Origin of the sequence: Janthinobacterium sp. HH106, assembly GCF_001758725.1 — a bacterium.
GTDB lineage: Bacteria > Pseudomonadota > Gammaproteobacteria > Burkholderiales > Burkholderiaceae_D > Janthinobacterium.
In genome coordinates this window covers 54,448-71,146 of sequence record NZ_LRIC01000016.1, presented here as the reverse complement: position 1 = coordinate 71,146, position 16,699 = coordinate 54,448, and the positions used below count along the sequence as shown (strand labels likewise).

Annotated in this window: 17 protein-coding genes and 1 other RNA gene; 10 read left to right on the top strand and 8 right to left on the bottom strand. The window is 62.5% G+C overall.

Features of this window, described 5'->3' with window-relative positions; translation table 11 throughout:
- The first annotated feature begins 99 nt into the window (after positions 1–99).
- The 5 genes from folD to JAB8_RS08685 all read left to right on the top strand — a co-directional run bounded on the left by folD (position 100) and on the right by JAB8_RS08685 (position 5,436).
- The gene (folD, locus tag JAB8_RS08705) at positions 100–945 is read left to right on the top strand and encodes a bifunctional methylenetetrahydrofolate dehydrogenase/methenyltetrahydrofolate cyclohydrolase FolD (RefSeq protein WP_070221908.1); all 846 of its coding nucleotides are present in this window, start codon (positions 100–102) and stop codon (positions 943–945) included.
- 94 nt (positions 946–1,039) lie between these two features.
- Positions 1,040–3,109, top strand: coding sequence for a M3 family metallopeptidase (locus JAB8_RS08700; RefSeq protein ID WP_070289266.1), 2,070 nt, complete (start codon positions 1,040–1,042; stop codon positions 3,107–3,109).
- A 5-nt stretch (positions 3,110–3,114) separates the two neighbouring features.
- Positions 3,115–3,540 carry a DNA polymerase III subunit chi gene (locus JAB8_RS08695; protein ID WP_070289207.1) on the top strand — a complete coding sequence of 142 codons (426 nt, stop codon included), beginning with the start codon at positions 3,115–3,117 and terminating at the stop codon, positions 3,538–3,540.
- Positions 3,537–3,911, top strand: coding sequence for a hypothetical protein (locus JAB8_RS08690; RefSeq protein ID WP_070289206.1), 375 nt, complete (start codon positions 3,537–3,539; stop codon positions 3,909–3,911). Before JAB8_RS08695 ends, JAB8_RS08690 begins: the two co-directional genes overlap by 4 nt.
- Positions 3,912–4,293: 382 nt before the next feature.
- Complete coding sequence (locus JAB8_RS08685) at positions 4,294–5,436, top strand: branched-chain amino acid ABC transporter substrate-binding protein (protein WP_070289205.1); 1,143 nt, start codon at positions 4,294–4,296, stop codon at positions 5,434–5,436.
- Here the strand turns inward: JAB8_RS08685 and JAB8_RS08680 are convergent.
- Complete coding sequence (locus JAB8_RS08680; protein WP_070289265.1) at positions 5,429–6,331, bottom strand: LysR family transcriptional regulator; 903 nt, start codon at positions 6,329–6,331, stop codon at positions 5,429–5,431. The two genes, JAB8_RS08685 and JAB8_RS08680, sit on opposite strands and share 8 nt — an antisense overlap.
- A gap of 108 nt (positions 6,332–6,439) precedes the next feature.
- Between JAB8_RS08680 and JAB8_RS08675 the strand changes: the two genes are divergently transcribed.
- The gene (locus JAB8_RS08675; RefSeq protein WP_070289264.1) at positions 6,440–7,447 is read left to right on the top strand and encodes an NAD(P)H-binding protein; all 1,008 of its coding nucleotides are present in this window, start codon (positions 6,440–6,442) and stop codon (positions 7,445–7,447) included.
- Between the two features lie 21 nt (positions 7,448–7,468).
- On the opposite strand, the gene JAB8_RS08670 is transcribed toward JAB8_RS08675, so the two are convergent.
- The gene (locus JAB8_RS08670; protein WP_070221905.1) at positions 7,469–7,780 is read right to left on the bottom strand and encodes a c-type cytochrome; all 312 of its coding nucleotides are present in this window, start codon (positions 7,778–7,780) and stop codon (positions 7,469–7,471) included.
- A gap of 220 nt (positions 7,781–8,000) precedes the next feature.
- The gene (gene ilvD, locus JAB8_RS08665; protein WP_070221904.1) at positions 8,001–9,866 is read right to left on the bottom strand and encodes a dihydroxy-acid dehydratase; all 1,866 of its coding nucleotides are present in this window, start codon (positions 9,864–9,866) and stop codon (positions 8,001–8,003) included.
- 173 nt (positions 9,867–10,039) lie between these two features.
- Here ilvD and JAB8_RS08660 point away from each other — a divergent pair, with 173 nt between their 5' ends.
- Entirely contained in the window at positions 10,040–10,951 is a 912-nt protein-coding gene (locus tag JAB8_RS08660) for a LysR family transcriptional regulator (protein WP_070289204.1), read from the top strand.
- Between the two features lie 79 nt (positions 10,952–11,030).
- Complete coding sequence (gene lgt / locus JAB8_RS08655) at positions 11,031–11,855, top strand: prolipoprotein diacylglyceryl transferase (RefSeq protein WP_070221902.1); 825 nt, start codon at positions 11,031–11,033, stop codon at positions 11,853–11,855.
- 8 nt (positions 11,856–11,863) lie between these two features.
- Here the strand turns inward: lgt and JAB8_RS08650 are convergent, their stop codons facing one another.
- From JAB8_RS08650 to JAB8_RS08630, 5 genes are all read right to left on the bottom strand, one after another.
- Complete coding sequence (locus tag JAB8_RS08650; protein ID WP_070289203.1) at positions 11,864–12,328, bottom strand: EVE domain-containing protein; 465 nt, start codon at positions 12,326–12,328, stop codon at positions 11,864–11,866.
- Positions 12,329–12,415: 87 nt separating this feature from the next.
- Positions 12,416–12,593, bottom strand: a non-coding RNA gene (ssrS, locus tag JAB8_RS08645) — 6S RNA.
- Positions 12,594–12,647: 54 nt separating this feature from the next.
- Positions 12,648–12,959, bottom strand: coding sequence for a cell division protein ZapA (locus JAB8_RS08640; protein ID WP_034747344.1), 312 nt, complete (start codon positions 12,957–12,959; stop codon positions 12,648–12,650).
- Positions 12,959–13,222, bottom strand: a complete 264-nt coding sequence (locus tag JAB8_RS08635) for a DUF904 domain-containing protein (RefSeq protein WP_070289202.1) — start codon at positions 13,220–13,222, stop codon at positions 12,959–12,961. Before JAB8_RS08635 ends, JAB8_RS08640 begins: the two co-directional genes overlap by 1 nt.
- Before the next feature lie 156 nt (positions 13,223–13,378).
- Complete coding sequence (locus JAB8_RS08630; RefSeq protein WP_070289201.1) at positions 13,379–14,125, bottom strand: hypothetical protein; 747 nt, start codon at positions 14,123–14,125, stop codon at positions 13,379–13,381.
- A gap of 524 nt (positions 14,126–14,649) precedes the next feature.
- Here JAB8_RS08630 and groES point away from each other — a divergent pair.
- Positions 14,650–14,940: a co-chaperone GroES gene (gene groES, locus JAB8_RS08625; protein ID WP_010400979.1), complete on the top strand. Its 291-nt coding sequence runs from the start codon at positions 14,650–14,652 to the stop codon at positions 14,938–14,940.
- A 50-nt stretch (positions 14,941–14,990) separates the two neighbouring features.
- Positions 14,991–16,640 carry a chaperonin GroEL gene (gene groL, locus JAB8_RS08620; protein ID WP_070221899.1) on the top strand — a complete coding sequence of 550 codons (1,650 nt, stop codon included), beginning with the start codon at positions 14,991–14,993 and terminating at the stop codon, positions 16,638–16,640.
- Positions 16,641–16,699 lie beyond the last annotated feature (59 nt).

Genomic DNA, 16,699 nt, shown 5'->3' with positions numbered 1-16,699 from the left:
CCCGCTGCTGCTACGCCTTTGCATAGCCAAAACCGCCCCTTTGCGCCGCCCGGCTTTATAATCTGTCTTTTCCCTCCCACATCTCTCAGCCTCCCTACCATGCCAGCACAACTGATCGACGGAATCGCCCTCTCCCAAAAACTGCGCAGCGAGATCGCCACGCGCGCCGCCGCCCTCACGGCCAAGGGCACCCAGCCCGGCCTGGCCGTGATCCTCGTCGGCGAAGACCCGGCCAGCCAGGTGTACGTCCGCAACAAGGTCAAGGCGTGCGGCGACGTGGGTTTCCACTCGGTGCTGGAAAAATATGAAGCGGACCTGTCGGAAGCCGACTTGCTGGCACGCATCGCCAGCCTGAACGCCGATCCCGCCATCCACGGCATCCTCGTGCAAATGCCCTTGCCCAAGCACATCAACCCGCACAAGGTCATCGAAGCGATCGCCACGACGAAAGACGTGGACGGCTATTCCGTCCTGAGCGCCGGCGAACTGATGACGGGCTTGCCCGGCTTCCGCCCGTGCACGCCGTACGGCTGCATGAAACTGATCGAAAGCACGGGCGTCGACTTGCGCGGCAAGCACGCCGTCGTCATCGGCCGCAGCAACACGGTCGGCAAGCCGATGGCCCTGCTGCTCTTGCAAGCGAACGCTACCGTCACCATCTGCCATAGTGCGACCCCGGACCTGGGCCTGTACACGCGCCAGGCGGACGTGGTCGTGGCCGCCGTCGGCCGCCGCAACACCCTGACGGCCGACATGGTCAAGCCGGGCGCCATCGTCATCGACGTGGGCATGAACCGCGACGATGACGGCAAGCTGTGCGGCGACGTGGATTTTGCCGGAGTGAAAGAAATCGCCTCCCACATCACCCCAGTACCGGGTGGCGTGGGCCCGATGACGATCACGATGCTGTTGATGAATACGGTAGAGGCCGCCGAGCGCATTTAAGAGGAGCACCTGAGACAATGCTCATGGCGGCGTTGCCTGGCCTTGAACATTTTTCAGGCGCTCCATATATGAAGACAGAATGGACGAACCGACGATGAACACCAATCCCCTGCTTGATTTTTCCGGCCTGCCACGCTTCGACGCGATCACGCACGAGCATGTCACGCCCGCCATCGATACCCTCCTGGAACAGGCGCGCGCCACCGTGGCGCAGCTGGAAGCGCCCATGGAAGAAGTGAGCTGGGACAACTTCGTCGCGCCCCAGGACCAGATCGCCGAAACCCTGGGCCGCGCCTGGAGCATCGTCAACCATTTAAATAGCGTGGTCGATACGCCGGAACTGCGCGCCGCCTACAATGCCAACCTGCCCAAGGTGACGGAGTTCTTGACCGAGCTGGGCCAGAACGAAATCCTCTTCGGCAAATACAAGCAATTGCAGGCCCGCGCCGATTTCGCCAGCCTGTCGCCGGCGCGCCGGCGCATCGTCGAGAATGCCGTGCGCGACTTCCGCCTGGGCGGCGCTGAGTTGCCCGAGGACAAGAAAGAGCGCTTCGGCGCCATCCAGGAAGAACACGCGGCCGTCTCGACGCGTTTTTCCGAAAACGTGCTCGACGCCACCAATGACTACAAGTTGCTGGTCGAGAACGAAAGCGACCTGGCCGGCTTGCCCGACGACGTGAAGGCCGCCGCGCGTGCCGCCGCCGACAAAGCCGGCAAGCAAGGCTATGAATTCTCGCTGCACTTCCCGTCCTACTACCCGATCCTGCAATTTGCCGACAAGCGCGCGCTGCGCGAAACCATCTACCGCGCCAACGCCACCAAGGCATCGGACCAGGGCGACGTCTTCAGCAAGAAAGAGGACTGGGACAATACTCAGAACATCGTCACCTTGTTGCGTCTGCGCAACGAAGAGGCAAAACTGCTCGGCTACGCCAATTTCGCCGAAGTGTCGCTGGTCTCCAAGATGGCCACTTCGCCCGCGCAAGTCATCGCCTTCCTGGAAGACCTGGCCAAGCGCGCGCGTCCGTTCGCCGAGAAGGACCTGGCCGAGCTGAAACAATTCGCCCGCGAAGAACTGGGCATCGCCGAACTGCAGGCGTGGGACGTGCCGTACGCCTCCGAAAAACTGCAGGAGCGCCGTTACGCGTTCTCGGCCCAGGAAGTCAAACAATATTTCCCTGAACACAAGGTGATCGACGGCCTGTTCCGCCAGATCCAGAACCTGTTCGCGGTCGAGATCAAACTGGATACGGCGCCCGTCTGGCACCCGGACGTGCGTTTTTACCGCATCGAGCGCGACGGCCAGCTGGTGGGCCAGTTCTACCTGGACCTGTATGCGCGTGCCGGCAAGAGCGGCGGCGCCTGGATGGACGACGCGCGCGGCCGCCGCGCCGACGCACAGCACGTGCAGACGCCGATCGCCTACCTGACCTGCAATTTCACGGAACCGGCCGTGGTCGATGGCCAGGCACAGCCTGCATTGTTCACCCACGATGAAGTCATTACCCTGTTCCACGAGTTCGGCCACGGCCTGCACCATATGCTGACCGTCGTCGACGAACTGGGCGTGTCGGGCATCGCCGGCGTCGAATGGGATGCCGTCGAACTGCCGTCGCAATTCATGGAAAATTTCTGCTGGGAATGGGAAGTGCTCGAACACATGACGGCGCATGCCGTCACGGGCGAGCCGCTGCCGCGCGCGCTGTATGACAAGATGCTGGCGGCCAAGAATTTCCAGTCCGGCTTGCAAACCCTGCGCCAGGTGGAATTCTCCCTGCTCGACATGCATCTGCACTATGACTACGATGCCGGCACGGGCCAGAGCGTGCAGCAGCTGATCGACGGCGTGCGCGCCAAGTTCGCGCTGATCATCCCGCCCGCCTTCAACCGCTTCCAGAATTCCTTCGGGCATATCTTCTCCGGCGGCTACGCGGCTGGCTACTACAGCTACAAATGGGCCGAGGTGCTGTCCGCAGACGCCTATGCGGCATTCGAGGAAGCCAGGGCGCTGGGACCGGCCGCCACCACGGCGGCGGGCAAGCGTTATCTGCAGGAAATCCTGTCCGTCGGCGGCTCGCGCCCCGCGCTGGAATCGTTCACGGCCTTCCGCGGCCGCGAACCGAGCATCGACGCCCTGCTGCGCCACAGCGGCATGGCCGCTTGACCGTCATGAGCCGCGTCGATTTTCACAGCAACGTGCCGGACAAGCTGGCCTACGCCTGCCGTCTGGCACGCAAGGCGTATATGGCCGGCAACAAGGTGGTCGTGCTGGTGCAAGATGGCACCCAGCTCGACGCCTTGAACAGCGCCATGTGGACCATTTCCGCCACGGATTTCCTGCCGCACGTGCTGGCCGGCGACCCGCTGGCCCCGCAAACGCCCATCATCCTGACCGATGACGCGGCCGCCGAGCTGCCGCACCACGACATCCTCGTCAACCTGTCGCAGCTGCCGCCCGCCAATTACGCCGATTTCCAGCGCGTCTTCGAGATCGTCTCCATGGATGAACAGGATGCGCAGGCGGGCCGCCAGCGCTTCCTGCACTACCGACAGCAAGACGTGCAGCCGACCCACTTCGTGGCAGGGAAGACATGAGCCAGCAGCCATTCGACCAGGGCATCCCCCTGTTGACAGAGGTGCTGCTGGGGCCGGAAGTGGCCGAGGCCGTCGCGCCCGCCGCAGCGGCGCCTGCCGTCGAGGAAGCGCCGGCGTTGCCGCCTACGGTGGCGCAGCCCGACTGGGACGCCATCGAACAGCGGCTCACGCAGCGCATCCTGCATCAGGTGCAGGGCAAGATCGACCATCTGCTGGAAGAGCGCATCGCCCACGTCCTGCAGACGGCCCTGCAAAACGCCCTGATCGGCATGCGCGGCGCCCTGCGCGAAGACTTGCAGCAATCGCTGGAACAGATCGTCGCGCATGCGGTCAGCCATGAGCTCGGGCATTTGCATCCGCCGGCTCAGTAAGCACACACCTGTCGTTGCGACCATTTCATCACCGACAAAAATCTGGGGTCAGACCCGACGGGTCTGACCCCGGCATTCCCCGTCCTTGCCGTTGGGTTATGAGCATGCCGCGCAATGTCGGGTTACGCGCTGCGCGCTAACCCGACCTACCCCGACCTGCCCGACCTACCCTATTCTTTCCTCCAACGCCATTCTTTGGTGCGCTCGCGCCTGCGAAATCGGTGCATCGCGCCTCACTTTGGTGATTGTTGCGACAAAATGTAAAAAGCCCGAAATGCGGCTTTGCGCCGCCTGTTTTTTGTTGTACCTTTCTTCACACGTACCGCCATTCGAAGCGGTTTTCACGAGACGCCGCCGTATCTTTATCCATTGGAGAATGTTTATGCTGCTCAAGACCAAAGTCCTTCCTCTCGCCCTCGCCCTCGCCTTTGCCGGCCATGCGGGCGCGCAGGAAATCATCAAGATCGGCCACGTCGCCCCGGTCTCTGGCGCCAGCTCCCACCTGGGCAAGGATAACGAGAACGCGGCCAAGATGGCCATCGAGGATTTGAACGCCAAAGGCTTCAAGATCGACGGCAAAGCCGTGAAATTCGTGCTGGTGCCCGAAGATGACGCGGCCGATCCCAAGCAGGGCACGGCCGTGGCGCAAAAGCTGGTCGACGCCAAGGTCAACGGCGTCGTCGGCCACCTGAACTCGGGCACGACGATTCCCGCCTCGCGCATTTACTTCAATGCGGGCATCCCGCAGATTTCGCCGGCCGCCACCAACCCGACCTATACCCAGCAAAAATTCAACACGGCCTTCCGCGTCGTGGCCAATGACAACAAGCTGGGGGGCACCCTGGGCGCGTATGCCGTGGGCAAGCTGCAGGCGAAGAAAATCGCCGTCATCGACGACCGCACGGCCTACGGCCAGGGCGTGGCGGAACAGTTCGTCAAGGGCGCCAAGAAGGCGGCACCTGGCGTGCAAATCGTCGGCAAGGAATTTACCAATGCCAACGCGACGGACTTCAATGCCATTTTGACCAGCATCAAGTCGAAAAATCCCGACCTGATCTTCTTTGGCGGCATGGATTCCGTGGGCGGCCCCATGCTGCGCCAGATGAAGGCGCTGGGCATCAAGGCCAAGTTCATGGGCGGCGACGGCCTGTGCACGGAACCGCTGGGCAAACTGGCGGGCGACGCCGTCGGCGAAGACATGGTCACCTGCGCGGAAGCGGGCGGCGTGACGGGCGCGCAGCAAAAAGGCATGGACGATTTCCGCGCCCGCTACAAGCAGAAATACAATATGGAAGTGCAGCTGTACGCGCCATACGTCTACGATGCCGTGATGACCATGGCCACCGCCATGCAGGATGCGAAATCGTCGAAACCGTCCGTCTACCTGCCGTATCTGGCCAAGGTGCACTACCAGGGCGTGACGGGGCCGATCTCGTTCGACGCCAACGGCGACATCAAGGATGGCGCGCTGACGCTCTTCACGTATCGGGATGGCAAGAAAACCAAGATGGAAGTGGTCAAGTAAGCGGCTGCCCGGCCACGTAAGCCAGTAAACCTTCGGCCAGCGCGTCGAAGGTGGCGCGGCAGCGCAGGCTGCCGCGCAAGTCTTCATGCATGGTGACCCAGGTTTCCATCGGTAGCGAAAACGCTTGCGGCAACACGCGCCGCAGGGCCGGATCGCGCGCTGCCAGCCCTGCCTGGCACACGCCGATGCCGGCGCCCGCCCGTATCCATGCCAGCTGCGCCAGGTCGCTGTCGCTGCGCCAGGCAAAGCTGTCCCGCGTAAATCCCTGAAAGGCCGCGCCCGCGTTGCGCACGAAGGGACTCGCCTCGTCGTAGCCGATGACGGCGTGTTGCGCCAGATCAAGCAATCGCGCCGGCGTGCCATGGCGTGCCAGATAATCGGCGTGCGCATGCAGGCCCAGTTCGATCTCGCCCACTTTGCGCGCCACCAGCTGCTCCTGGCGCGGCCGCAGCATGCGCACGGCAATGTCCGCCTCGCGGCGCAGCAAATCCTGCACCTTGTTGCTTAATACTAATTCAATGGTCAGGCCCGGATGGCGCGCGCGCAAGCGGGCCAGGATGGGCGGCAGCACTTCCACGCCCACCACTTCGCTGGCCGCGATGCGCACGACGCCGGCCACGCCCTGCCCCTGGCTGCTGGCCGCGCGCTCCATCAGGGCGGCAGTGTGCTCCATGGTTTCCGCATGGGGACGCAGCGCCAGCGCCACTTCCGTGGGCAGCAAGCCCTGCTGCGAGCGCGTAAACAGCGTCGCGCCCAGCGCCTGTTCGAGGGCCGCGATATGCCGGCCGGCGGTGGGCTGCGTGATGCCCAGCGCGCGGGCCGCGCCGGAGAGCGAACCGTGCTTCAGCACGGCCAGCAAGGTGCGGTAGTATTCCCAGGCAATGGATGGGTTCATGGCGTCAACTTGGTCATACATAAATGTATAGCTTGTACGCGATGTTCGTCAATTCCCAATTAGCCCAGCGCGGCAGATACTGGCACCATCAACCACACGGAGGTCATGATGGAGAACACGAAAACAGTATTGGTACTGGGCGCCACAGGCGGCATCGGCGGCGAGATGGTGCGCCAGCTACTGACGGCGGGCTGGCAGGTGCGCGCCCTGACGCGGGGAGAAACGCCATCGCCACGGCGAGATAACATCGAGTGGCTGCGCGGCGACGCGCTGTCGCGCACTGACGTGCTGGCGGCCGCCAAAGGCTGCGCCGTCATCGTGCACGCCGTCAACCCGCCCGGCTACCGGAACTGGGGCCAGCTGGTGCTGCCCATGCTCGACAACACGATTGCCGCGGCGACGGCCGAAGGCGCCACCATCGTGCTGCCCGGCACCGTGTACAACTTCGGCCCGGACGCCTTTCCCGTGCTGGCGGAAGACGCGCCGCAACGTCCGCTCACGCGCAAGGGCGCCATCCGTGTGGAACTGGAAGCACGGCTGGAACGGGCCAGCACGCACGGCGCGCGCGTGCTGATCGTGCGCGCGGGCGACTTCTTCGGTCCCCGCGCCGGCAACAACTGGTTTTCGCAGGGGCTGGTGAAACCGGGCCAGAGCGTGCGCAAGGTGCTGTATCCGGGCGCGCCCGGCGTGGGCCACCAGTGGTCCTACCTGCCCGACGTGGCGCGCACGATGGTGCAATTGCTGGCTTTACGCGCCACCTTGCCCGCGTTTGCGCGCTTTCACATGGCCGGCCACTGGGACCACGACGGCCGGCAAATGACGGGGGCGATCGCCCGCGTGGTGGAACAGGCGACAGGAACCGCGCCCGCCATCCGGCGTTTTCCGTGGTGGCTGGTGGCGCTGGCGTCGCCGTTCGTGGCGACCTTGCGCGAAATGCGCGAGATGCGCTATCTGTGGCAAGCGCCCTTGTCCATGGACAATGCGCGGCTGCTGGCCGTGCTGGGCCAGGAGCCGCATACGCCGCTCGACGAGGCGGTGCGGGCGACACTGGAGGGCATGGGCAATCTGCATAAGGCAGCGGGCAAAAAAAACGCGCCGGGATTGCCGGCGCGCTAATTGCAGGTACTGCGGCACAGATTATTTCTGTGCCAGTACCCATTTAACCAGGGTATGGGCTTCCGCATCGCTCACTTGCGGATTGGCTGGCATCGGGATCGCGCCCCAGGTGCCGGAACCGCCCTTCATGACTTTCGCCGCGAGCTTGGCTTCCGCGTCTTTCTGACCAGCGTACTTGGCAGCCACGTCCTTGAACGCAGGGCCCACCAGTTTCGTGCTCACCGCATGGCAAGCCATGCAGTTCTTTGCTTTCGCCAGGTCCGGATTGGCCAACGCTGCTTGCGATGCCAGAGCCGATACGGTCAATACACTCACCAACATAAAACGTTTCATTGTCTTTTCTCCAAAGTTACTTCCTGCGGCATTTTACTGTGTTTCCGCAGATGCACCACGAGCCCAGATCAAGCGTTTCAATGTAGTCACGCAATGTCGTCAGAAGGCATAGCTATTCTGCCCCATCTGCGCGCCCATGACCATGTTGTTTGTAAGGCGATGTAACGACAGGCGGCCCCGCATCGTCAAACGGGGCCGGCCGTCGTACTGACGCAACAGATCAGCGTTTTTTCAGCTGCGACAGATCCCGCACGGCGCCCCGGTCGGCCGACGTCGTCAGCGCCGCATACGCCTGCAGCGCCTGCGACACGTAGCGCTCGCGGTCGACGGGCAGCCAGGCCGCGTCGCCCTTCGCTTCCATGGCGGCGCGGCGCGCGGCCAGCTCGGCAGCCGTGATGCGCAGGTTGATGGTGCGCTCGGGGATGTCGATGTCGATGAAATCGCCCTCTTCCACCAGGCCGATGGCACCGCCTTCGGCCGCTTCCGGCGAGGCGTGGCCGATCACCAGGCCCGAGGAGCCGCCCGAGAAGCGCCCGTCCGTGAACAGCGCGCACGCCTTGCCCAGGCCCTTGGACTTGATGTACGAGGTCGGATACAGCATTTCCTGCATGCCGGGGCCGCCTTTCGGGCCTTCGTAGCGGATGATGACGACGTCGCCTTCATGCACGGTATCGGCCAAAATCGCTTCAACAGCGGAATCCTGGCTTTCGAACACGCGCGCCTTGCCCGAGAATTTCAAAATGCTTTCGTCGACGCCCGCCGTCTTGACGATGCAGCCCTTTTCCGCAAGGTTGCCGTACAAGACGGCCAGGCCGCCATCCTGCGAATACGCGTGGGCCTTGTCGCGGATGCAGCCCGTGCTGCGGTCCGTGTCGACGGCCGCGAAGCGCTCCGACTGCGAAAACGCCGTCTGCGTCGGCACGCCGCCCGGCGCGGCGCGGAACAGTTCATGCACGGCGGGGTTATCCGTGCACATGATGTCGTTTTGCGCGATGGCGTCGGCCAGGGTCGGCGCGTGGATCGTCGGCAAAGTCGTGTTGAGCAGGCCGGCGCGCGCCAGTTCGCCCAAAATGCCCACGATGCCGCCGGCGCGGTGCACGTCTTCGATATGGTATTTGTCCGTCATCGGCGCCACCTTGCACAGGCAAGGCACCTTGCGCGAAATGCGGTCGATGTCGGCCATCGTGAATTCCACTTCCGCCTCGTGCGCGGCGGCCAGCAGGTGCAGCACGGTATTGGTCGAGCCGCCCATCGAGACGTCGAGCGCCATGGCGTTTTCAAACGCGGCCTTGGTGGCGATGGAACGGGGCAGCACCGAGTAATCGTCCTGCTCGTAATGGCGCTTGGCCAGTTCCACGATCAGACGGCCCGCGCGCAGGAACAGCTGCTGGCGGTCCGAGTGCGTAGCCAGGATGGTGCCGTTGCCGGGCAGGGCCAGACCCAGCGCTTCCGTCAGACAGTTCATCGAGTTGGCCGTAAACATGCCGGAACACGAACCGCAGGTGGGGCAGGCCGAACGTTCGATCTCGGCCACGTCGGCGTCGGAGACGGTGCTGTCGCCCGCCTTGATCATGGCGTCGACCAGGTCCAGCTTGATGATCTTCTGCGTGCCGTTGACCACCTTGACGACCTTGCCCGCTTCCATCGGCCCGCCGGAAATAAACACGACGGGGATATTGATGCGCATGGCGGCCATCAGCATGCCCGGCGTGATCTTGTCGCAGTTCGAGATGCAGACCATGGCGTCGGCGCAGTGGGCATTGACCATGTATTCGACGGAATCGGCGATCAGGTCGCGCGACGGCAGCGAATACAGCATGCCGCCGTGGCCCATGGCGATGCCGTCATCGACGGCGATGGTGTTGAACTCCTTGGCCACGCCGCCGGCCGCCTCGATCTCGCGCGCCACCATCTGTCCCAGGTCTTTCAGGTGCACGTGACCGGGCACGAACTGGGTAAACGAGTTGACGACGGCGATGATCGGCTTGTCGAAGTCGCCATCCTTCATGCCGGTGGCGCGCCACAGGGCGCGGGCGCCAGCCATGTTGCGGCCGTGGGTGGTGGTGCGGGAGCGGTATTGCGGCATGATGGGGTCCTTCCAAGGATGATTGATGCCTGACTGCGCGGATTTCCAGCAAAACCCTGCATGCAGTGGGGGTACGCCAGATTGCCTTGCGCGCGCCCCACTGTCAAATATATGATGCACGTGCCTGTGAGTCGTTTTACATATCACAGCATTCAATCTGCATGGAAACGCATATGAACCTTGAACTGCGCCAGTTGCGCTATTTCGTCACCGTCGCCGAGGAGCTGCACTTCGGCCGCGCCGCCGCGCGCCTGCACATGACGCAGCCGCCCCTGTCGCAAACCATCATGGCCCTGGAAGAACAGCTGGGCGCACCGCTGTTCGTGCGCACGCGCCGCGAAGTGCAGCTGACGCCGGCCGGCACGGCCCTGCTGCCCGAGGCGCGCCGGCTGCTGGCGCAGGCGCAAGACTTGCCCGCCTTGGTGCGGCGCGCCGCGCAGGGCGAGGCGGGCCGCCTGAGCCTGGCCTTTGTCTCCTCGGCCGACTACAGCGTGCTGCCGCCATTGCTGCGCGCGTATCAAACTGCCTATCCGCAGGTGCAGATCGCGCTGCAGGAAGCCACTTCCGACTTGCAGCTCGATGAACTGCTGGCCGGGCGCACGGATGCGGGCCTGCTGATCCCGCCCCTGCCCGAGAAGGCGAAAGGGGCGCTCGATTACCTGCCCGTGCTGGCCGAGCCGCTGGTGCTGGCCGCACCGTCCGGCCTCGCCATCCTGAACACGCCGGGCGCCGTGCGCCTGCGCGACCTGCCGCCCCTGCCCCTGATTATTTTTCCGCGCGCGATCTCGCCCGCCCTGCACGACGCCATCCTCGGCGTGTTCCGCGCGGCCGGCATCACGCCGCAGATCGGCCAGGAAGCGATCCAGATGCAAACCATCGTCAGCCTCGTCTCGGCTGGCATGGGCATCGCGCTTGTGCCACAATCGGTATCGAATCTGATGCGCCCGGGCGTAGAATACAGGCCGCTGCAGGACGCCACGCCGCTGGTGGAAACTGGCCTGGCCTGGCGCCGCGACAATCCGTCCGCCGTGCTGCAAGGTTTCCTGGCGCTGCTGCACAAGCAGATCAGCGCTGCCGCCGATTAAATTAAGTGGCCGCTAAGGCAAAAAACCGCCAGCGCCCCCATACTACGCAACCTTGGCTTTAAACAAAGAAAGAAACCCCATGCTGATACACCCGATGCCCGACCCGATAGCCATCCAGATCGGCCCGCTTGCCGTGCACTGGTACGGCCTGATGTATGTGCTGGCCTTTGCCCTGTTCATTATCCTGGGCCGCGTGCGCATCAAGCAGCCGCATATCGCCGTGCTGGGCTGGAAGAAGGAAGACCTCGACGACATGCTGTTCTACGGCATGCTGGGCGTGGTAATCGGCGGGCGCCTGGGCGAAGTACTGTTCTACCGTCCCGAATACTTCCTGCACAATCCGCTCGAGATCTTCATGGTCTGGCATGGCGGCATGTCCTTCCATGGCGGCTTCCTCGGCGTCATCCTGGCCATGTACCTGTGGAGCCGCAAGGCGGGCCGCAACCTGTTCGACGTGCTTGACTTCATCGCGCCGCTGGTGCCGCTCGGCTACGCGGCCGGTCGCCTGGGCAACTTCATCAATGCCGAACTGCCGGGCCGCATCGCCCCGGACACCCTGCCGTGGGCCATGCAATGGCCGGGCATTCCGTATCCCGTGCACCCGTCGCCGATCTACCAGATGCTGGTCGACGGCATTTTGGTGTTCATCATCCTGTGGCTGTATGCGCGCAAGCAGCGCCCGCGCATGGCCGTGGGCGCCATGTTCACCCTGCTGTACGGCTGCGCGCGCTTCTTCACGGAATACTTCCGCACGCCGGACTGGGAAGTCGTGTGGCTGGGCGTGCCGATCACGTCGGGCCAGATGCTGTCCTTGCCCATGATCGTCGGCGCCATCGCGCTGCTGGTATGGGCGTATAAAAGCCAGGTGATGGGCACGCCGCCCACCAAGGCCCGCGCTGCCTGATGAACAGTTTAAGCCTGTAACCTGCTTGTAATCACTTTCCATTGCGCCGGCGTTACCGGCGTGATGGACAGCCGGCTGCCCTTCTTGAGCAGCAGCATGTCTTCCAGCTCCGGCATCTGGCGCATCTCGGACAGGGGCAACAGCGCCGTCTTCTTCAGGCCTCGTACGTCGACGCTGATCCAGCGCGGCTGTTCCTGCGTGGCCTTGGCATCGAAATACTTGCCGCCCTCTTCAAACTGGCTGTGATCGGGATATGCGCCGCTGGCCACTTCGGCCACGCCCGCCACGCCCGGCTGCGGGCAGCTCGAGTGATAAAACAGCACGCCATCGCCGACCTGCATGCCGTCGCGCATGAAGTTGCGCGCCTGGTAGTTGCGCACGCCGAACCAGGGCATGGTGTGCCCGGGCGCGGCCATCAGGTCGTCGATGCTCACTTCATCGGGTTCGGATTTCATCAGCCAGTACTGTTTCATTACATTCCCCAGGTCAAAGAATAAAAGCGACAGGCGTAAAAAAACGGCTGCGCATGCTGATGCTGCAACCGTTTTTTGTACTGCAAATTGGGCCCCGCCTGTGCCGCTATGCCGGCATCCCGAACCAAACGGTTCAAGGTGGTCACGTTAGTTCAATTTCGGGTTCGTCGAACGAGCGACGCTCACTCCCATCAAACAAAATTCGCAACCGATGCGCATAAATGGTTCAAGGAATATATGGCAATCGCGAACACCGCAGGGTAGACCCAAGTTTACTCCTTTGATCGCGCATCGCAAAGACAAATCGTACCGTGTCCGCTTAAAAAAGGTTTTCCTGGGGCGTCAATGCGCTATCCAATACTGTGTGCATGGCCGAGATCTTTTGCTTCACTTCCAGGATCGTCAGTTCCGACAGCGGACCTTGCGGCGACTTCACGGAAAGGAATTCCGCGGCCACGCCCAGGGCGGCCAGCACGGCGATGCGGTCATTGCCCTTGACCTTGCCCGCGTCGCGGATGGCTTTCATTTTGCTATCGAGATAGATCGCCGCTTCGCGCAGCGCGCGCTCTTCGCCGTCGCGGCAGACCATGCTGTAGGACTGGCCCATGATATTGACATCGACACGCGGCATTACGCTTCCTTCTCGTTCTCGGCAAGATAGGCGCCTGCCTCCGAAGCGGCTTGCTCCAGGCCGGCTTGCACCAGTTCGGGAATTTTTTCCAGCAACGCCTCGACCCGCTCCTGCGCCTCGCGCATGCGCTGCACATACAGGGCGTTCTCGGCGGCCAGCGCGGCATTGTCCTTGCGCAGTTGCGCGTTTTCACGGCGCAGCGCATGGGTCATTTCGGCCAGCAGGCCTATTTTGTCGGATAATTCGTTGAATTCGGAAATCATCCCGCCACTATAGGGCGGACGCTCCATGGGCGTCAATCGAATCACGCCGCTGTCACACATATTTACATCAATGCAGGTCAGTTGCCGTGAAATACACGCTTTTTCCGGCGCGTTTCGCCATCTGCACGCATCCGCCGGCGCCGCGATGGCAGCGTTTTACTCGTCGACGTAATCGGGTTCGATATCGAGACCGCCATAGCGGTTTTCGCACGAGCGGCGCGTCAATTCCTGCTTGCCGCTCTTGCCATCAAGCACCATCGTCAAGTCGCGGCAAGTACGGTGGTAGCTGCCAGGTTTGGCGTCCGTCCGCGAGGGCGTCAAAGTGACGCGCAAGGGCACGGCATTGCCCAGCCCCTTGTTGCTCCATTCACGGCTCTTGCCATCCTCTTCATCTTTCAAGGTGCGCACGGCGGCCGTCAGCAAGGATTTCTGTTCCTTCGCATTCAGCTTGGCGATGGTCACGTCGGACAGGAAGGGCGGATACACGACGGGCGCCGGGTCCTTGCCCTGCACATCCCAACGGCCGCTGTTCTGCGAGCACGTACGGCGGCTCAGGTCTTGCGACTTGCCGCCCGCCGTGACGACGAATTTCAGGTCGCGGCAGATGTGCGCCTTCAGGCTGTGTTCCGTCATGCCGGAGTTGCTGAAGTTATATGTGACTTTCACCCGCACGCCACGGTCGCCGCCGTTGTCCCACACATGCGCTTCCTGGTCGTCGTCGTCCTTGTTGAGGTCGTTGAACAGCTCGTTGAGCAGCATGTCCTTTTCCAGCGGCGTCAGGGTCGCCACGGTGATCTCGTCGAGAATCGTGGGCGTTTGCGCGGCGGCATTGCCCAGGCAGGCGAGGCCGACGAGGGCGGCACCGAGCAGGCGCAGGGCGGGACGGGAAAGAGTCGATGGCATGGTGTGCTTTCTGGTACAGGGGAATATTGATATGCAATTGCAATCATCTTATCAAAGTCCATAGCAAAACTCTGTTTCCTGTGCGTACAGGAACGCCGTTCGCCTGATGGGCATGCTAGAGTCGCGCCTGTTGCTGACGCCCGGGAACGAGGCTTGCGTTTGCGCAAACCCTGCGTAAATGCAGGCTGCGTAGAACGTCCAAGCTTATCTTCCCGGAGAATAAGCCCTTGAATAAGCCCCCTACCGTCCCTATAATTAGCACTCGTTAGTAGAGAGTGCTAACAAACTCTTTCGTAGCAATCCTCAAGACATGATGGTGTCTGCCGGGCAACAGCAGGGAACGCTACGCGGCGGGCGACGCCGCGATGCCACCACTGCCCAGCGCCGGCATGCACCCGATGCCATGGGGTTTGCTTGACCGTTGCGGGCTGCTTTCAACGGCGGTCACTGAAAGCACGCCTGGCGCTGTGCCAGGCATGTATTCATTTAGCAACACCTATCCATTGAACTTTAAGGAGTTTTGTATGAATCTGCGCCCATTGAACGATCGCGTCATCGTCAAACGCCTCGACCAGGAAACCAAGACTGCGTCCGGCCTCATCATTCCTGATGCAGCTGCTGAAAAACCGGATCAAGGCGAAGTCCTTGCCGTAGGCAATGGCAAGATTCTCGACGACGGCAAAGTCCGTCCTCTGGATGTCAAAGTGGGCGACCGCGTCCTGTTCGGCAAGTACGCCGGCCAAACCGTCAAAGTTGACGGCGATGAGCTGCTGGTCATGCGCGAAGAAGACATCATGGCGATCGTCGTCAAGTAATTGTTTCCACGTTGTAGACAGATACATCCCGAAACTCAGGAGAATTGAACATGGCAGCTAAAGAAGTAGTATTCGGCGACGCAGCGCGCGCCAAGATGGTCGAAGGCGTCAACATCCTCGCCAACGCAGTCAAAGTCACCTTGGGCCCGAAAGGCCGCAACGTGGTCCTGGAGCGCTCGTTCGGCGCCCCTACCGTCACCAAGGACGGCGTGTCGGTAGCGAAAGAAGTTGAACTCAAAGACAAGCTCATGAACATGGGCGCGCAAATGGTCAAGGAAGTGGCTTCCCGCACCAGCGACAACGCTGGCGACGGCACCACCACCGCGACCGTGCTGGCACAAGCCATCGTGCGCGAAGGCATGAAGTTCGTTGCCGCCGGCATGAACCCGATGGACCTGAAGCGCGGTATCGACAAAGCTGTTGCAGCGACCGTCGAAGAACTGGCGAAAATCGCCCGTCCTTGCACCACGACCAAGGAAATCGCCCAGGTTGGCGCGATCTCGGCGAACTCGGACTACTCGATCGGCGAGCGTATCGCTGAAGCGATGGAAAAAGTCGGCAAAGAAGGCGTGATCACGGTAGAAGACGGCAAGTCGCTGAACGACGAGCTGGACATCGTTGAAGGCATGCAGTTCGACCGCGGCTACCTGTCGCCATACTTCATCAACAACCCAGAGAAGCAAGTTGCCGTCCTGGACAGCCCATTCGTCCTGCTGTGCGACAAGAAAATCTCGAACATCCGTGACCTGCTGCCGGTACTGGAACAAGTCGCCAAGGCTGGCCGTCCACTGCTGATCATCGCGGAAGACATCGAAGGCGAAGCGCTGGCTACCCTGGTTGTGAACAACATCCGCGGTATCCTGAAAACCTGCGCAGTGAAAGCACCAGGCTTCGGCGACCGCCGCAAAGCCATGCTGGAAGACATCGCTGTCCTGACGGGCGGCCAGGTGATCGCTGAAGAAGTCGGCCTGACCCTGGAAAAAGTGACCCTGGCCGAACTGGGCCAGGCGAAACGCATCGAAGTGGGCAAGGAAAACACCATCGTCATCGATGGCGCCGGCGAAGCTGCCTCGATCGAAGCACGCGTGAAACAAGTGCGTGTACAGATCGAAGAAGCGACCTCGGACTACGACCGTGAAAAACTGCAAGAGCGCGTGGCCAAACTGGCTGGCGGCGTTGCCGTGATCAAGGTTGGCGCAGCCACCGAAGTCGAAATGAAAGAGAAGAAAGCCCGCGTTGAAGATGCACTGCACGCCACGCGCGCTGCCGTGGAAGAAGGCATCGTGCCAGGCGGCGGCGTAGCCCTGCTGCGCGCACGCGCCAACATCACGGTCAAGGGCGACAATCCTGATCAAGACGCTGGTATCAAGATCGTCCTGCGCGCAATGGAAGAGCCGCTGCGCATGATCGTGCAAAACGCCGGCGAAGAAGCTTCGGTCGTCGTGGCAGCCGTCCTGGCTGGCGCGGGCAACTACGGCTACAACGCTGCCAACGGCACGTATGGCGACATGGTGGAAATGGGCGTTCTGGACCCAGCCAAAGTGACCCGTTCGGCGCTGCAAAACGCCGCTTCGATCGCTTCGCTGATGCTGACGACCGACTGCATGGTCTGCGAAATCGCTGACGACAAGGCAGCCGGCGGCATGGGCGGCGGCATGGGTGGTATGGGCGGCATGGGCGGCATGGACGGCATGATGTAATCCAGGCGGCCGCGCGCGCAGGCGACGGCGCGCGCAGCCGCCACGCCGGGACGGGACAG

Excerpts from the sequence above, each read along its gene's own strand:
- ilvD (WP_070221904.1), bottom strand. The coding sequence starts at position 9,866 with ATGCCGCAATACCGCTCCCGCACCACCACCCACGGCCGCAACATGGCT.
- JAB8_RS08675 (WP_070289264.1), top strand. The coding sequence starts at position 6,440 with ATGGAGAACACGAAAACAGTATTGGTACTGGGCGCCACAGGCGGCATC.
- groES (WP_010400979.1), top strand. The coding sequence starts at position 14,650 with ATGAATCTGCGCCCATTGAACGATCGCGTCATCGTCAAACGCCTCGAC.
- lgt (WP_070221902.1), top strand. The coding sequence starts at position 11,031 with ATGCTGATACACCCGATGCCCGACCCGATAGCCATCCAGATCGGCCCG.
- JAB8_RS08650 (WP_070289203.1), bottom strand. The coding sequence starts at position 12,328 with ATGAAACAGTACTGGCTGATGAAATCCGAACCCGATGAAGTGAGCATC.
- JAB8_RS08630 (WP_070289201.1), bottom strand. The coding sequence starts at position 14,125 with ATGCCATCGACTCTTTCCCGTCCCGCCCTGCGCCTGCTCGGTGCCGCC.
- JAB8_RS08685 (WP_070289205.1), top strand. The coding sequence starts at position 4,294 with ATGCTGCTCAAGACCAAAGTCCTTCCTCTCGCCCTCGCCCTCGCCTTT.
- JAB8_RS08670 (WP_070221905.1), bottom strand. The coding sequence starts at position 7,780 with ATGAAACGTTTTATGTTGGTGAGTGTATTGACCGTATCGGCTCTGGCA.
- JAB8_RS08640 (WP_034747344.1), bottom strand. The coding sequence starts at position 12,959 with ATGCCGCGTGTCGATGTCAATATCATGGGCCAGTCCTACAGCATGGTC.
- JAB8_RS08695 (WP_070289207.1), top strand. The coding sequence starts at position 3,115 with ATGAGCCGCGTCGATTTTCACAGCAACGTGCCGGACAAGCTGGCCTAC.
- JAB8_RS08690 (WP_070289206.1), top strand. The coding sequence starts at position 3,537 with ATGAGCCAGCAGCCATTCGACCAGGGCATCCCCCTGTTGACAGAGGTG.
- groL (WP_070221899.1), top strand. The coding sequence starts at position 14,991 with ATGGCAGCTAAAGAAGTAGTATTCGGCGACGCAGCGCGCGCCAAGATG.
- JAB8_RS08700 (WP_070289266.1), top strand. The coding sequence starts at position 1,040 with ATGAACACCAATCCCCTGCTTGATTTTTCCGGCCTGCCACGCTTCGAC.
- JAB8_RS08635 (WP_070289202.1), bottom strand. The coding sequence starts at position 13,222 with ATGATTTCCGAATTCAACGAATTATCCGACAAAATAGGCCTGCTGGCC.
- folD (WP_070221908.1), top strand. The coding sequence starts at position 100 with ATGCCAGCACAACTGATCGACGGAATCGCCCTCTCCCAAAAACTGCGC.
- JAB8_RS08680 (WP_070289265.1), bottom strand. The coding sequence starts at position 6,331 with ATGAACCCATCCATTGCCTGGGAATACTACCGCACCTTGCTGGCCGTG.
- JAB8_RS08660 (WP_070289204.1), top strand. The coding sequence starts at position 10,040 with ATGAACCTTGAACTGCGCCAGTTGCGCTATTTCGTCACCGTCGCCGAG.